Origin of the sequence: Sphingomonas sp. CBMAI 2297 (assembly GCF_029870595.1) — a bacterium.
GTDB lineage: Bacteria > Pseudomonadota > Alphaproteobacteria > Sphingomonadales > Sphingomonadaceae > Sphingomonas.
Genome location: NZ_JAPDIR010000005.1, coordinates 153322 through 167531, shown reverse-complemented (window position 1 = coordinate 167531; position 14210 = coordinate 153322). Strand labels below are relative to the sequence as shown.

At 63.4% G+C, this 14210-nt stretch carries 16 protein-coding genes; 12 read left to right on the top strand and 4 right to left on the bottom strand.

Features of this window, described 5'->3' with window-relative positions; translation table 11 throughout:
• Window positions 1-4 precede the first annotated feature (4 nt).
• The 4 genes from OMP43_RS09345 to OMP43_RS09330 are packed head-to-tail and all read right to left on the bottom strand — an operon-like array spanning window position 5 to window position 2314.
• Window positions 5-853: a hypothetical protein gene (locus OMP43_RS09345; RefSeq protein ID WP_280279446.1), complete on the bottom strand. Its 849-nt coding sequence runs from the start codon at window positions 851-853 to the stop codon at window positions 5-7.
• Entirely contained in the window at window positions 837-1469 is a 633-nt protein-coding gene (locus OMP43_RS09340) for a hypothetical protein (protein WP_280279445.1), read from the bottom strand. Before OMP43_RS09340 ends, OMP43_RS09345 begins: the two co-directional genes overlap by 17 nt.
• A 52-nt stretch (window positions 1470-1521) precedes the next feature.
• Window positions 1522-2064, bottom strand: coding sequence for a DUF2285 domain-containing protein (locus OMP43_RS09335; RefSeq protein WP_280279444.1), 543 nt, complete (start codon window positions 2062-2064; stop codon window positions 1522-1524).
• A 10-nt stretch (window positions 2065-2074) separates the two neighbouring features.
• On the bottom strand, window positions 2075-2314 hold the full coding sequence (locus OMP43_RS09330; protein ID WP_280279443.1) for a DUF6499 domain-containing protein: 240 nt from the start codon (window positions 2312-2314) through the stop codon (window positions 2075-2077).
• A gap of 211 nt (window positions 2315-2525) precedes the next feature.
• Between OMP43_RS09330 and OMP43_RS09325 the strand changes: the two genes are divergently transcribed.
• The 12 genes from OMP43_RS09325 to OMP43_RS09270 all read left to right on the top strand — a co-directional run bounded on the left by OMP43_RS09325 (window position 2526) and on the right by OMP43_RS09270 (window position 14192).
• The gene (locus OMP43_RS09325) at window positions 2526-3269 is read left to right on the top strand and encodes a LuxR family transcriptional regulator (protein ID WP_280279442.1); all 744 of its coding nucleotides are present in this window, start codon (window positions 2526-2528) and stop codon (window positions 3267-3269) included.
• Between the two features lie 78 nt (window positions 3270-3347).
• A complete protein-coding gene (locus OMP43_RS09320) occupies window positions 3348-3953 on the top strand; it encodes an acyl-homoserine-lactone synthase (protein WP_280279441.1) in 606 nt (201 codons plus the stop codon).
• A complete protein-coding gene (locus OMP43_RS09315) occupies window positions 3953-4831 on the top strand; it encodes a phytanoyl-CoA dioxygenase family protein (RefSeq protein WP_280279440.1) in 879 nt (292 codons plus the stop codon). The genes OMP43_RS09320 and OMP43_RS09315 overlap by 1 nt, the downstream gene beginning before the upstream one ends.
• Window positions 4809-5459 carry a GntR family transcriptional regulator gene (locus OMP43_RS09310; RefSeq protein WP_280279439.1) on the top strand — a complete coding sequence of 217 codons (651 nt, stop codon included), beginning with the start codon at window positions 4809-4811 and terminating at the stop codon, window positions 5457-5459. Before OMP43_RS09315 ends, OMP43_RS09310 begins: the two co-directional genes overlap by 23 nt.
• Before the next feature lie 95 nt (window positions 5460-5554).
• Window positions 5555-6469, top strand: a complete 915-nt coding sequence (locus OMP43_RS09305; RefSeq protein ID WP_280279438.1) for a hypothetical protein — start codon at window positions 5555-5557, stop codon at window positions 6467-6469.
• The gene (gene dbpB, locus OMP43_RS09300) at window positions 6466-7581 is read left to right on the top strand and encodes a DGQHR domain-containing protein DpdB (protein ID WP_280279437.1); all 1116 of its coding nucleotides are present in this window, start codon (window positions 6466-6468) and stop codon (window positions 7579-7581) included. Before OMP43_RS09305 ends, dbpB (OMP43_RS09300) begins: the two co-directional genes overlap by 4 nt.
• Complete coding sequence (dpdA, locus tag OMP43_RS09295) at window positions 7578-8909, top strand: tRNA-guanine transglycosylase DpdA (RefSeq protein ID WP_280279436.1); 1332 nt, start codon at window positions 7578-7580, stop codon at window positions 8907-8909. Before dbpB (OMP43_RS09300) ends, dpdA begins: the two co-directional genes overlap by 4 nt.
• Window positions 8854-9954: a DGQHR domain-containing protein DpdB gene (dbpB, locus tag OMP43_RS09290; protein ID WP_280279435.1), complete on the top strand. Its 1101-nt coding sequence runs from the start codon at window positions 8854-8856 to the stop codon at window positions 9952-9954. The genes dpdA and dbpB (OMP43_RS09290) overlap by 56 nt, the downstream gene beginning before the upstream one ends.
• On the top strand, window positions 9951-10583 hold the full coding sequence (gene queE, locus OMP43_RS09285; RefSeq protein ID WP_280279434.1) for a 7-carboxy-7-deazaguanine synthase: 633 nt from the start codon (window positions 9951-9953) through the stop codon (window positions 10581-10583). The genes dbpB (OMP43_RS09290) and queE overlap by 4 nt, the downstream gene beginning before the upstream one ends.
• Window positions 10583-10957: a 6-carboxytetrahydropterin synthase gene (locus tag OMP43_RS09280; RefSeq protein ID WP_280279433.1), complete on the top strand. Its 375-nt coding sequence runs from the start codon at window positions 10583-10585 to the stop codon at window positions 10955-10957. The genes queE and OMP43_RS09280 overlap by 1 nt, the downstream gene beginning before the upstream one ends.
• A complete protein-coding gene (gene queC / locus OMP43_RS09275) occupies window positions 10954-11652 on the top strand; it encodes a 7-cyano-7-deazaguanine synthase QueC (RefSeq protein ID WP_280279432.1) in 699 nt (232 codons plus the stop codon). The genes OMP43_RS09280 and queC overlap by 4 nt, the downstream gene beginning before the upstream one ends.
• A 158-nt stretch (window positions 11653-11810) precedes the next feature.
• Window positions 11811-14192, top strand: a complete 2382-nt coding sequence (locus OMP43_RS09270; protein ID WP_280279431.1) for a helicase-related protein — start codon at window positions 11811-11813, stop codon at window positions 14190-14192.
• The last annotated feature ends 18 nt before the right edge of the window (window positions 14193-14210 follow it).

Here is a 14210-nt window from a genome sequence, read left to right as displayed (position 1 = left end):
ATTGTCAGTCGTGATTATCAAGCCCGAATCGAAGTGCGGGCCCGTCGACACGATCACGTGGCAGATAGCCGCCGCAGATGCTGTCCATCCATCCGGATACCACGCGACGAACAACTTCCCTTGCTTCGAGGAGATTCATCAGGTCGCGTTCGTCTCCATCGAACTTCCTGCCTGAAGCCCCGTGACGCCCGCTCATGCGATTATTGGCCGCTTTGGTGAACTCTCGTTGGAGTGCATGGCTGATGAGGCCGGTCTGGTGGAGCTTCGAGATGTCCGTGCCACAGGCACCCGCGATGTCCTCGAGCACCCTGTAGTAGTCCGCCCAGGATGGCGTCGCGGCAATGACCGCGCCAGCGTAGGCCGCGAGCGGATTTGACGACATGAGTTCTACGCGCGAAGGAATAGCCGCGCGCTGCTCCGGTACCCTATCCGCCGATATCAGCCGGTGACGGCGTGTAGGAACTGATGGGCGGAGGTCAATAAAGCCAGTCGTACCGCCCTCAGCGAACGACGCACTGACGGGTTGCACCGGGACGAAGTTCGCATCCGCCAGGGAAGCGAAGCCATTCAGCGGCGCCAGGATCTCAAGCGCGGTCCATCGCGCACTCTCGAAGTGCGGCACATGCGCGAGTCTCGAGCATCCCGGGCCTTCAAGCACCGTTTCGGTATTCGACGCGTCGGATACACGGTCCATCAGGCCATCCTTCCGCCCGATAACCTGCGTTGTGACATATACGCCGGGCAGGCGTCCTTCAGGAAAAAGCATCGCGAGCGTGAGAAGATCCTCGGGAAAGCCGGTCAGTAGAACCCTGACCGACAGGCCTGGAATTGCCGCGTCAGAGCGAGGCGCCATCGATCCTCACCTTCAGTGCGTACGGGCCCGCTGGATAGGCTGCGACGCGACCCGATCCCGATCGGTTCATCAGTCGAAAGCCTGCAACCTCGCCATATGTCGATTCTTCCTGCACCTCTCGCAGCCACTGCACCATACGCGGAAAATGACGGTTCTCACCGACGTTGAAGCGGCGCTTCCATCCCATCGCCGCTACGATTCGTGCGACGACCGGGCGAAGGAAGACATCCAAATCTACGTCAACCGGCTCTTCCACTGCGAGGTCGAAAACTTCAGCCCATATCGCATCTTTGAAGACCGAAGGCGGTACGTCATCGACATCTGGCGGCAGTGTCGCGTCGGGAACTTCCAGGCTCTCATCGATAAAGGACTTGAGTACCGCGTCATCCTGTGCCGCCTTCTTCAGCTTACCTCCAAGATCTGTTCTAGAATGCCCGCGGATCGCGTCCGCAAAATGGCGAAGCGCCTCGCGAAACCGGTCCTTCGGAGAACCTGAGAGTTTGCCCATCGGCGCGCCCATTTCCGCTTCCCATACCTCTGTCATCAGACGTGTGGCTTTGCTGTAAGTCATGACGCAGCCATCAACGAAGCTTAGCTTCTGCTCAAAATAGTCCATCGCGTTCCCCCAAATTCGACATTAGCCATGATGCGCGACGTGGTTTCCGGGCTCAACTGCCCAGTAGCGCCCGCCAGCCTCCCGCCGCCATCGCCCGGGCCTCGGCCGCACGCCGGCGAACCCGCGACATCAGAAAGTCGGACCGGCCCTTCCATTCGGAGCGGACCAGGTCCCCGCCGTAGAGCGCAACGGCCATCTCGCGGAACGATGCGCCTGCCGCGATCGCATCGCCGACACGCAGTGTCTCCAGTCGCCGCGGCAGACCTGGTTCGGGCGGATAGAGCAATCGTGCGAAGCGGCCGGTGCGCCACAAGCCGAGCATGCGACGTAAGGTCAGCACCGGCGCATCGACGCGGGTCAGCCCCGACAGCAGATAGTCGAGCCGCGCCGGTCCCTCCTCGACCAGCGTGCCTTCGACCACGTCGATCCGGATGCGGTGCCAGCCGTCGGAGAGAGCGACATGCTCGCGCCCGCCGCCGCGCACGATCGTCGCCCAGCGCATCAGGCGGGCGAGGTCGATCGCATCGGGATCCGAGCCTGCACTCGGCACCGCGCGGACCTGGAGCACAAACGGGTCCAGATCGGCATGCCACAACAAGCGCGCCTCAGGCGCCGGCCGGCCGGCGTCCTCGGCGAAAGCACAGCCCGAAAGCCCGGGCGTCCGCCTCCATCTCGAGATGCGGCGCCGTGCCGACGCCGACGCGCCGCAGCCGCGCGCTGATCGCCGCATAGGCGGGATCGCGGCGCAGCCACTCCCAGGCGAGCCCCGCACGATCGATTCCCGCCAGCGCACGGTAAGGCGCGCTGTCCCGCCAGTCGGGACGGCCGTCAGGCGCCGGCCCCATCGCCGGCATACCGGGGTAATGGCCTTGTGCCCAAGCGACTTAGCTGCAGCTTCTGCCACGCGGATTTGCCCTGCCGGCCAGATCGGACTAGACCCGACCGCCTATCGATCCGACCGCGGCGGCGACGGGAAAGCGCCGGGCGCGGACAGGGCAGGTGTCGGTCACGGACGCAGCAGCTTGGGGCGCGTCCTTCATCGGTATGGCGTTGCCCATGGTACTCGCGACAGCACAACAATTCGCCACTGCGGCCGAAACCGCGGTAGATATCGCCGAACTCGGCGCCCATGTGGACGCGATCACGCGCGAGATGGGCTTCCGCTATTTCGCGCTGGCGCATCATGTCGATATCGCGCGGACGCCGCAGCCGGCGATCCGCATCCACAACTATCCCGCAGAATGGGAGGCGTTCTTCGATGCCGAGGGGCTCGGCCGCTCGGATCCGGTGCACCGGGCCAGCCACCTGCGCAATCTCGGCTTCCCATGGACGATGCTGCGCGACCTCATCGAGCTGAGCCGGCGCGACGAGGAGATTATCGCGCGATCGAGGCGCGCGGGAATCGCCGACGGCTATACGGTGCCCGCGCACATCCCGGGCGAGTCGGAGGGCTCGTGCTCCTTCGCGACCGCCCATGGGAAAAGCTACCGCGTGGAATGGCTGCCGCTCGCGCAGTTCGTCGGCACCGCGGCGTTCGAGGCGGCGCGGCGACTGTCCGGCGTGCGCCGGATCGATCTCGACCGGCCGCGGCTCAGCGATCGCCAGCGCGACTGCATCTACTGGGCGGCGCGCGGCAAGTCGGACTGGGCGATCTCGCAGATCCTCGGTATCGGACATGAGACGGCGATCCAGTACATGAAGGAGGCGCGGGGCCGGTATGGCGTCGCCAACCGGACCCAGCTCGCGATCCACGCCCTCTATGACGGGGCGCTTACCTTCACCGATGCGCTGTGGCGTTGAAACTCCCCATTTCTGGGGAATGGCCAGCGCCGGCCACCGGGCACAGCATCGGGCCTCCACGACCAGGGGAGCCCGGCCATGCTGTTCACCCACGACGACGAGAGCGCCGCCAGCGACGCGGTGATGCGCGCGATGTTCGAAGCCAGGAAGCGCGTCTTCGTCGACCTGCTTGGCTGGAACCTACCCGTCCTCGCCGGCCGCTACGAGATCGACCAGTATGACGATCCCCATGCGCGCTACCTGATCCTCGCCGACACCGACCAGAACCACCTGGCGTCGGCCCGGCTGCTGCCGACGACCCGCCCGCACATCCTGGGCGACCTGTTCGCCGGGCTGTGCGACGCAGCGCCGCCCACCGGCCCGAGCACCTGGGAGATCACCCGCTTCTGCCTCGACCGGAACTTGCGCGCGCCCGAGCGCCGACGCTGGCGCGACGCGCTGGTCGCGGCGCTCGCGCATTACGCGCTCGAACACGGCATCACGACCTATACCGGAGTCGCCGAGCAGGGATGGCTGGGCCAGATCCTCGCATTCGGCTGGCACGCCGAGCCACTGGGACTGCCTCGCACGATCGACGGGATGACGCTCGGCGCGCTTCGGATCGAGATCACGCCCGAGACGCCGAAGCTGCTCGCGGCCAATGGCATCCATGCCCCGGCCGAGCTCGAGCAGGAGGCAGCGTGATGGCGACGAAGCTCCAGCCAATCGCACAGGCGGCGCCCGATCCGATGCGGCAGCTCCTCGACCAGGGCTATTGCGTCCTGCCCGACGCTCTCCCCAATGCCACGATCAAGGCGCTCGACGAGGACCTAGCTCAAGCCTTCACCGAAACCCCGTTCTGCCAGGGCGGTTTCTATGGCGAGCGCACCAAGCGCTTCGGGCGGCTGCTCGCCCGAAGCCCCCATGCCGCAGAGCTGGTCATGCATCCCGATATCCTCGCTATCGCCGAGCAGGTCCTCAGCCCCTGGTGCGACTGCATCCAGCTCAACCTGACGCAGGCGATCGCGCTGCACCCCGGCGCGCTGCCGCAGCTGCCGCACCGCGACCAGGACATGTGGCGGGGACCCGTCGGCACGATCGAATATCTCGTCAACGTCATGTGGCCGTTCACCCCCTATCGCGAGATGAACGGCACGACGTTGCTCTGGCCCGACAGCCACGGCGCCAGTGCGCTCGAGCCGAACCCGGACACCGCGCCGATCGCGCTCGAGCTCGATCCCGGCGACGCGCTCGTCTTCCTCGGATCGACGCTGCACGGCGCGAGCGGCAACCGCAGCTTCACCACCCGCCGCGGCGCGATCATCAGCTACTGCCTGGGCTGGCTCAAGCCCTATGAAAACCAGTGGCTCACCTATCCTCCCGACGTCGCGCGCCACTTCCCGCCCGAGCTCGCGGCACTGGTCGGCTACCGCCAGCACCGGCCCAACCTCGGCAACTATGAAGGCCAATGCCCGTCGATCCTGCTCCACGACATACCCAACCACCCGATCGGCGCGATCGATGCGCTGCGCCCGGACCAGCAGGCGCTGATCGAGGCGCATGTCGCCGGGCAGCGCGGCTGACGCCACAATGAGCCCCGGCGCCACCTTCGAACGGGTCTATCACGAACTCAAGCGCATGCTGGCCGAGGGCGAACTGCCGCCCGGCAGCCCGATCGAGCCCGCGCTGATCGGCAAGCAGATTGCATCAAGCATAACGCCCGTTCGCGACGCACTGCATCGTCTCACCGGTGAGCGGCTGGTCGAGGCGCCCAACCACAATGGCTTTCGGGTGCCGCTGCCTAGTGAAACCGCGCTTCGCGACCTCTATAACTGGAATGCGCAGTTGCTCCTCCTTGCAGCGCGCCGCAAACGCCCCGAACCTGCTGCCGAGGCACTCATCTTCTCTTCCGATGAGGACTTGGTCGCGGCGGCAGCCAACCTGTTTGTCGAGATCGCCCGCGTGACTGGCAGCACCGAACATGTCAGGGCGATTCAGCGGCTCAATGATCGCCTCGCGCCGTTTCGGCGCCTCGAAGCGCAGGTGTTGAGCGATGCCAAGGAAGAGTTCGCTTTGCTTGCCCTGTATTTCGGGCAAGGCGATGGCGCACGCTTGGTCGCCCTGCTGGAGCAGCATCGCCGCCGTAGGCTGAGGATCGTCCCTGCACTGTTGGCCGAGCTAGACGGATCTCAGGCGCCGAAGCGCGGCTGAGCAAATTCACCCATTTGCGAGGTAAATGCAGACTGGATTGCAGGATTGATCGAGTATATGACATAGCATTGCTCGATCATGCTGCAGTTTATGTCATGCCCATTCTCATCACGGCCTGTACCAAGAAGAAGATGGGCGATGCACAGGTCAGCGCGGCCGATATCCCCGCGGGTCCGATCGAGGCCGTAGGTAGCCAATGGATCGCCGCGATTAGCGCGGACCAGGAACGCACGCTTGCGGCGAGGCTCTATCAAGGCGGAAGCCATGCCGAAAGCAGGCGTGCCGCTGAGGATTCAGGTTATCCCCACCTTATCGTCTCCGCCGGGCTCGGATTGATAGCGGCGGATGCCGAGGTTCCCAATTATGCGGCATCGGTGCTCGCCGGCGAGGATGATATTCTCGCCAAGCTCGGCGATAATCCGGACGCAAGTCATTGGTGGCGCTGGCTGCAGGGTCGCTCACCATTTGCTCAGTCTCTGAAAACCGCAATCCTGGCGACGGATGGGCCTTGCCTGATCGCGCTGCCGAGGCCCTATCTCGATATGATCGAGGCGGATCTCTTGTCACTCCCGGAGCAGGTGCTTGATCGGGTTCGCCTGTTCTGCGGCGCACAAGCGCCGGCAGCGCTTGCGCATCTGCAAATGCCCTATGACGATCGGCTCGACGGTCCCGATAGCCCCTATCGAGGGACGCGATCGAATTTCGCATCCAGAGCCCTACGGCATTTCGCCACCCGGGTCCTGCCCGGTAAGGAAGGACACATGGTCGCCCAGCACACGGCGGCAGTTCAAGCCGCGCTTGCGGGCTGGACGCGTCCCATACGAACGTCGGGAATCCGAAAAAGCGATGCGGAACTGCGCGAAATACTCGCGGCGCACTGGGAGGCGATGGGCGGGCGATCGACGCGGATGCTCAGGCTGCTTCGCGACGAACTCGGAATCGCATGCGAGCAGGGACGCTTTGCCGCCCTCATTCGCGACATGCGCGAAGAGCGGAATAATGTCGCATGACGGGCGTGGAGAAATTGCGGGTCCGCGCCACCCGCACCCGCCAGGGCAACGGCGTTGAGATCTATTCTTTCTTCCTGCGCGGTGCCGATGTGGCTCGCATCGCCGACATCAACCGGGTCGGCCGCTCGAACGAGGAGCTCGAAGGCTTTCAGCGGCCAGAGATCAAGAACCATGTCCGCTCGATCGTCGAGTTTCTCGATTCCGGTCCCGTGCTGTTTCCCAATGCGATCATTCTCGCTTTTTCCTCTGACGTAGTTTTCCGGGCGGTGCGCGGGCGCGGCGTCGAGGGGTGTTCGGACATCAGCGATGGTGGGGTCATCACTATTCCGGTCCGGTCGCAAGGCAAGCGCGCCGCCTGGATCGTCGATGGGCAGCAACGCTCGCTGGCGTTGGCTCAGGCCAAGAACGACACGCTCGTTGTGCCGGTCGTTGGATTTCTGAGCGCAGACCTGGCGACGCACCGCGAGCAGTTCATCCTCGTAAACAAGGCGCGGCCGCTTTCGGCGCGCCTGATCGACGAGCTCCTCCCCAAGGTCGGAGGGCTTCTGCCACAGGACCTTGAGGAACGCCGGTTGCCGAGTCTCCTCACAGACGAACTCGCCAAGGATCCCAACTCGCCCTTCTACAAAATGCTCAAGCGCAAGTCGGATCCGGTGAACGCGGGGCTCATAACCGACTCTGCGCTGCGTGCTGCGATCGGTCAGAACCTCAAATCGTCGATGGGAGCGCTGTCCCAATATCGTGGCGGGGGAGAGGTCGATACCGATGCTATGTACCGGACGCTATTTGCCTATTGGAGCGCGGTTCGCGACGCCTTCCCCGACGCTTGGGGCAAGAAGTCGACGCAGAGCAGGCTGACGCACTCGGCAGGCATACGCGCGATGGGCGTGCTGATGGACCAGATCATGGTCCGCGCGGACAGTACCGCCGATGCCGAGGCGGAAGTCCGCACCTCGCTCGAGCGATTGGCGCCGCATTGCCGCTGGACCAGTGGAGAATGGGACGAACTTGGTCTTAAGTGGAACCAGGTGCAATCGAGCCCGCAGGATATCCAGCGGCTCGCGGAGCATCTGTGCCGTATCGATCGCAAGCTGGCGCGGGTGAAGCCATGAAGTTCATCTTCGCCGACAGCCTCGATTATGTGGATCCCGCCTTCGACTTTATCGCGGATCGTAGCCCGGCGGAGCGGCAGCCCTATTGGGACGATGCCTATCCGCACGAAATCCTCGGTTATGCGCCCTATGACGGCGTGCTGGTTTCGCGCGGCATCATCGGCGACCACCGGGTCAAAGGAAAATATACGTCGAGCCAGGCCCGCCGCTTCCATCTCGTCGGCGCCCGCAAATTCCTGCGGCTCGACAAGCCGCAATTCAAGGACCTGGACATCTTCGGCGACTGCGGCGCCTTCACTTATGTGCAAGAAGAGCGCCCCCCGTACAGCGCGGTGGAGATGGCCGAATTCTATGACGAGTGCGGCTTCACGCACGGCGCCTCCGTCGACCATATCATCTTCGACTTCGACCCAAGCGCCAAGGGCATGGGTGGTGGCAGCGACGATGCCAAGGCGCGCTTCGACATCACGCTGGAAAATGCCGACGCATTCCGCCGCGAGACGTTGGCGATGGATGCGAGCTTCACGCCGATGGGTGTCGTCCAGGGGTGGTCGCCCGACAGCATGGCGGAGGCGGCACGGCGCCTTGTTGCGATGGGCTATGGCTATCTTGCACTGGGCGGCATGGTCCCGCTTAAGTCGCCTGAAATCAAACTTTGCCTTGAGGCGATCCGGGATGCGATTCCGCAAGAGACTCGCATCCATATCCTCGGCTTTGCGAAAGCGGAGGATATCGACAGCTTCCACGGCTATGACATTTCGAGCTTCGACACGACCTCGCCGCTCATCCGCGCGTTCAAGGATGCCAAGCAGAATTATTACCTGCCTCGCACGGGCGGTGGGCTGCGCTACTATACCTCGATCCGCATCCCACAGGCGCTTGAGAACCCCAAGCTCCAACGCGCGGTTAAGAAAGGCCAGTTCCGTGCTGAGGATCTGGTGACGATGGAGAGTGCCGCGCTCTCGGCGCTCAGGGCCTATGATGCCGGGGGAGCCGATATCGAGGACGTCCTGCAAGCGGTCGTCACGTACAGCGCGCCGCTCGTCGAAGAGAAGCCCTATGCTGACTGCGCCGACAGTGTCCCGATCGCGCGTCTTGCGGAGCGCTACCGAGAGACCCTGACCGAAAAGCCTTGGAAGCAATGCGGGTGTCCGATCTGCGCGAATGCCGGTGTCGAGGTGATCATCTTCCGCGGCAGCAACCGGAACAAGCGGCGGGGCATCCACAACCTCGCCATCTACCACGACCATATCGAACGATTGGATTTGAAGCGTGCAATTGACCGACCCGATGACCTACCTCGCCGTTTGTGCGCGGCAGAGCGTTGAGCATCAGCTCTTCACGTTCGCGGCCAAGGCCGGCGACATTCTGCGCTTTGCGACGATCGACCGGATCGGCCGCAACGCGGAAGGTGAGCTCAGCGGGTTCCAGCGCCCTCAGGTCGCAGCGCATATCCGCGAGATCCGCGACTATCTCGAAAAGCCGAATGCCGTCCTCCCCAATGCCATCGTGGTCGCCTTCATCGACGGCGTCACCGTCGCCGAGCGGGGCGGCACAGCGATGCTGACCATCGATGTGAGCGATGGCGCACCGGGTCTCGTCGTCGATGGCCAGCAGCGGCTTTCGGCACTCGCGGAGCTCGACCGTGATTTCGAGGTGTTCGTCTCGGCGCTGATCTGTCGTGACGAAGCCGAGCTCAGGCGCCAGTTCGTGTTGATCAACAACACCAAGCCCCTGCCTAAGTCCTTGATCTATGAGCTGCTCCCGACGGTAGACGACCTGCCGCCGCGCATGGCCCGGCGATCGACCGCCGCCGCAATCACATCACGGCTCAACACCGAGAAAACCGCACTCCACGGCTATATCAAGCAGCATACGATGCCGGACGGAAAGATCGCCGACACGATCATCCAAAAGGTGTTGATGGAGTCGCTTACCAACGGTGTGATGCGCGAGCTCATCGCCATGCCAAAAGGCGAGGATAAGTGCGTCAGGCTCGTGTCGAACTTCTTCGATGCAGTGAAGCGCGTGTTTCCGCTGGACTGGCACGGTCATAAGCCCGCCACGTCCCGCTTGCTGCACGGGGCTGGCATCCAGGCGCTTGGTGACGTCATGGAAGTTCTCGCGCAGCGGTCGGACGCGCGCTCGATCGACGATTTCGAAGAAGGTCTCCTATGCCTTCGCGGGCGCACCGCCTGGACCTCAGGCGAATGGGAGTTTGGCGACGAGATCAAGCGCTGGAACAGCCTCCAGAATCTCAACCACGATGTGGCGCTCCTCAAACATTATCTGGTGGGGATCGTGAAGTCCGACCTGCGCCGCCGTGCCCGGGAAGGCTCGGAAGCCCCGCAGGCAGGGGCTGCCAGCGCATGAGCTACGCGGTCAAAGAAGTCTTCAAGACGCTGCAAGGCGAAGGCGCGCAGGCCGGCCGCGCTGCCGTCTTCTGCCGTTTCACCGGCTGCAACCTCTGGTCCGGCTTGGAGCGAGACCGCGCGACGGCGCAGTGCAGCTTCTGCGATACGGACTTTGTCGGCATGGACGGAACCGGCGGCGGCCGGTTCGCCAGCGCCGAAAGCCTAACGGAAGCGATCGTTGCCGAATGGGGCGCGAGCACGGACCGGCGCTATGTCGTGCTGACCGGCGGCGAGCCGTTGCTTCAGGTCGATGATGCGCTCGTCGCCGCATTGCACCGCCGCGGGTTCGAAATCGGCGTCGAGACCAATGGCACGCAAGCCGCACCCGCCGGCATCGATTGGATTTGCGTATCGCCCAAGGCGGACAACCAGATCGTGCTGACCCATGGCGATGAGTTGAAGCTCGTCTATCCCCAAGCCGACGCGGAGCCGGCACGTTTCGAGCACCTCGATTTCCACCACTTTTTTCTGCAGCCGATGGACTCCGCCGATGCTGACGCCAATCTGGCCGCAACGATTGCATTTTGTACCGAAAACCCGCGCTGGCGCCTCTCGCTCCAGTCGCACAAAATGATCGGGATCCGCTGATGTTCGAACTGAGCAAACAGTTCCGCTTCGACGCCGCACACACGCTCGAACGGTCGATCGAAACCGAATCCAGCCGCCGCATCCATGGGCATAGCTACCGCGCTGAGGTCACGGTGCGCGGACGCCCCGATCCTGCCACCGGCATGATCATCGATCTCGGGCTGCTCCAGCGTGCGATGGAAGATGCGCGCGACGCGCTAGACCACCGCTTTCTCGATGAGATCAACGACCTCGGTCCCGCGACGATGGAGAATCTCAGCCGCTGGATCTGGGACCGTCTGCGCCCCAACATCGCCAATCTGTACAAGGTGGCGGTCCACCGCGATTCCAGCGGCGAGACCTGTGTCTATTGGGGCGAGGAGGTCACCGCATGAGCGAGGGTGCGCTAGTCCTATTCTCGGGGGGGCAGGATTCGGCGACCTGCCTTGCCTGGGCACTCGACCGCTTCGAGCGGGTCGAGACGGTCGGCTTCGACTATGGCCAGCGTCATAGCATCGAGCTGGAATGTCGGGACAGCTTCCGTCGGGAGCTGATCGCTCAGCGCCCCGACTGGGCGGATCACCTCGGCCCGGACCATATGCTGGACCTGTCGGTCCTCGGTCAGGTGAGCGAGACGGCGCTGACCAGCACCGCCGAGATAAAGATGCGGGAGGATGGCCTTCCCAATACCTTCGTACCCGGACGCAATCTACTGTTCTTCACCCTGGCTGCAGCGCTCGCCTACCGGCGTGAGCTCCGCCACATGGTCGGCGGCATGTGCGAGACCGACTATTCGGGCTATCCCGACTGCCGCGACGACACGCTCAAATCGCTGCAGGTCACGCTCAACCTTGGCATGGGCAACCGCTCGGTGCTCCACACGCCCCTGATGTGGCTCGATAAGGCGGCAACCTGGCGCCTGGCCGAAGAACTAGGCGGTTCAGCACTTGTCGAACTCATCCGCACGGGAACCCATACTTGCTACAAGGGGGACCATGACGCGCTGCATCCATGGGGTTATGGTTGCGACAATTGCCCGGCCTGTGATTTGCGCCGCAATGGTTACGAACAATTTGCGGGTACAGATTGAAATCCTGATCACTTGAGTCGAAAACACTTCTAATGGGTGGGGACCTTAACGGAATTGAGAGCACGGAAAATTGGCGGGCGCGCAGCATAGCGCGTGCAGCCAAGACCTTCTCTGCTGCTCAAGCAGCCGGCGATCGACTTGCGCTATTGCGGGAGTGGGTGCGGCTCTCGGACAATGTCCTCGATCTTGCCAGCGTCGATCTTACATTGAACGATCGTGAGCGCGCGATAATGGCGCGCTTCGGCCTTTCGCTGAGCGGAAATATCGTCCGACTGGATGGAAGGCCAGCAGACCTTCCCACGGATTTTGCCGAGGCACTCGCGCTCGACAGCGCGCCGCGCCGCCCGTACCGCACCTCGCCGCCCGACGCGATGCTGCTGCGCTTGTCGCAGCACCAGGAATATCGCTGCGAGACGCAAAAGGCTGCATTGCGGGCTGTGGCGACGATGCCTCCAGGCGCGACACTCATGGTGTCGATGCCGACCGGCACGGGGAAGAGTCTACTTTTCCAAGCGGCGCCGAGTCTTTGGCCATCGCAAGGTCGATCCTGCATCGCCCTGATCACCCCGACGGTGGCGCTTGCGCTCGATCATGAACGGTCGCTCAAGGAAATCCCGGGCCTCGAGAAGAGCCGTGCGCTAACGGGCCAGTTGGATGCAAACGAGCGGCGTGATCTGCTCGATGCGTTTCGCCGTGGCGAAGTCCCCGTGCTGATCCTCTCCCCGGAAACCGCTTTCACGTCGGCGCGCGAAGCGTTGCTGGACGCGGCAACCCCACCTGATCAAAAGGCGCCTGGCGTGAACGCGCATCTCAGCGGCTTCGTCGTCGATGAAGCGCATATCATCGAGAGTTGGGGTCGAACTTTCCGCCCCGATTTTCAGCGGCTGCCGGCGCTTGTCGGGCAATTACGAGGGCGCAATCCCGCACTTCGCACCATGCTGTTGTCGGCAACGCTTGGACCTGCCGCGCGTGCCGTGCTGCGCCAGGCCTATCAGGGCGGACTGTGGCTCGAGGTGCATGCTGGCGTCCCGCGCTACGAGTTCGATCTCGCGGCGCTCTCAGTCACGTCGCACGACGAACGAGATGAACTACTCCTCCGATTGATCGATCATGCGCCGCGTCCGGCGATCATTTATACCAACCAGGTCGAACATGCCGAGACGCTAGCAGCGACGTTGCGGAAGCGAGGTTATGCGCGGTTGGCGGTGTTCACGGGCGCGCTCAGCGACACACGGCTTCGCCAGTCGGTGATCGACGCTTGGGCAGATGACGCGCTCGATCTGATCGTGGCGACATCGGCATTTGGAATGGGGATCGATAAGGCCGATGTTCGCACGATTCTTCATGTCGGAATCCCGGAAAGCCCCGCCCGCTACTACCAGGAGATTGGCCGCTCGGGGCGCGATGGCCATCAAGGAATCGCGCTCAGCGTCTGGACACGGCAGCCGGCGGGCGACCGATTCAAAGGCGGCGAGAAGATCCGGGACGATGAGAGCCAGGCTGCCGGGATGGCGGCAGGGTCGTGGCTAACGATCGACAAGGCGCGGCTGCGCTGGCGCAAGATGCGTGCGCTTGCCGAGCGGCAACATGCGATTGACTGGTCTGGAGCCAAAAGGCTGGCGCAGTTCGATATCGATGCGATGCACGAGAAACTTGAGGGCGAGAGCAGCGACTATAATCGCCGCTGGAACATGAGTTTGCTCAACCTGATGCAGCGCGCAGGCATGCTTAAAATCACGCAGGTCCAGGAGCGTGGCGCCAACGCAACTTTCTGGGAAGCAGAGATCCTCGACGACGCACTTTTTGCGGATGAGGCTGCGCAGGACATATTATGGGAACGTCTGGGGCTGCTGCGCGATGACGAGCAATCGGAGGCGCTGAACGAGTTTCGCGCCTTCCTGAAGGTGATGCGTGCCTCACCCTCGGCGACCGATTGCGTGCTGGCCGAGGTCTATCGCCTCGTCGATCCGCTTGCTGAGACGCCAGATTGCGGGCGGTGTCCCCCCTGTCGTCGTAAAGGACAGCGTCCACCGCGCAACATGCATTGCAGTGGCGGCAAGGACATTTGGGGGATTACGAGTGCCGCGTCGGCGCAACTCGCCATCGGGACGACCTTTGTCGAATGCGATGATCTCACTGCCGAACTTCCGACCGCGGTGGGGGTGCTCGACCGGCTGGGTATCGTCCAATATGTCGTACCGGATGGCGAAGGTCCTGCATGCGCGGAGAGACTTGCCCAGGGTTCGGGCCTCGGACTGGTGACGGAGCATCACGAATGGTTCGGTTATGCGGCGCTAGAGGCCCTGGATATGCCAACAGCGCTTTTCCTGCCGCGGGATGATGAAATGGGCGTGGGCCTGTGGCAGCGCGGTCGCGCTTTCATCAACCGTTTCCCCACGCAAACGCTGGTCATTATAGGGTCGCGTGGCCTCACCTTCGAAGGGCGGCCGCTGGCGCAGATCGCATCGCGCGCAGCGCCTTATGATATCGCTGTGCTCTCGGCTCTGACACGAGACCGCGTTGAGGGGAGCCTTCACTAGTGGCCTTACTGGCAGCAA

What these genes read in the sequence shown, in the direction of transcription:
- OMP43_RS09345 (WP_280279446.1), bottom strand. Translation starts at nt 853, where the DNA reads ATGGCGCCTCGCTCTGACGCGGCAATTCCAGGCCTGTCGGTCAGGGTT.
- OMP43_RS09340 (WP_280279445.1), bottom strand. Translation starts at nt 1,469, where the DNA reads ATGGACTATTTTGAGCAGAAGCTAAGCTTCGTTGATGGCTGCGTCATG.
- OMP43_RS09330 (WP_280279443.1), bottom strand. Translation starts at nt 2,314, where the DNA reads ATGGGGCCGGCGCCTGACGGCCGTCCCGACTGGCGGGACAGCGCGCCT.
- OMP43_RS09325 (WP_280279442.1), top strand. Translation starts at nt 2,526, where the DNA reads ATGGTACTCGCGACAGCACAACAATTCGCCACTGCGGCCGAAACCGCG.
- OMP43_RS09320 (WP_280279441.1), top strand. Translation starts at nt 3,348, where the DNA reads ATGCTGTTCACCCACGACGACGAGAGCGCCGCCAGCGACGCGGTGATG.
- OMP43_RS09315 (WP_280279440.1), top strand. Translation starts at nt 3,953, where the DNA reads ATGGCGACGAAGCTCCAGCCAATCGCACAGGCGGCGCCCGATCCGATG.
- OMP43_RS09310 (WP_280279439.1), top strand. Translation starts at nt 4,809, where the DNA reads ATGTCGCCGGGCAGCGCGGCTGACGCCACAATGAGCCCCGGCGCCACC.
- OMP43_RS09305 (WP_280279438.1), top strand. Translation starts at nt 5,555, where the DNA reads ATGCCCATTCTCATCACGGCCTGTACCAAGAAGAAGATGGGCGATGCA.
- dbpB (WP_280279437.1), top strand. Translation starts at nt 6,466, where the DNA reads ATGACGGGCGTGGAGAAATTGCGGGTCCGCGCCACCCGCACCCGCCAG.
- dpdA (WP_280279436.1), top strand. Translation starts at nt 7,578, where the DNA reads ATGAAGTTCATCTTCGCCGACAGCCTCGATTATGTGGATCCCGCCTTC.
- queE (WP_280279434.1), top strand. Translation starts at nt 9,951, where the DNA reads ATGAGCTACGCGGTCAAAGAAGTCTTCAAGACGCTGCAAGGCGAAGGC.
- OMP43_RS09280 (WP_280279433.1), top strand. Translation starts at nt 10,583, where the DNA reads ATGTTCGAACTGAGCAAACAGTTCCGCTTCGACGCCGCACACACGCTC.
- queC (WP_280279432.1), top strand. Translation starts at nt 10,954, where the DNA reads ATGAGCGAGGGTGCGCTAGTCCTATTCTCGGGGGGGCAGGATTCGGCG.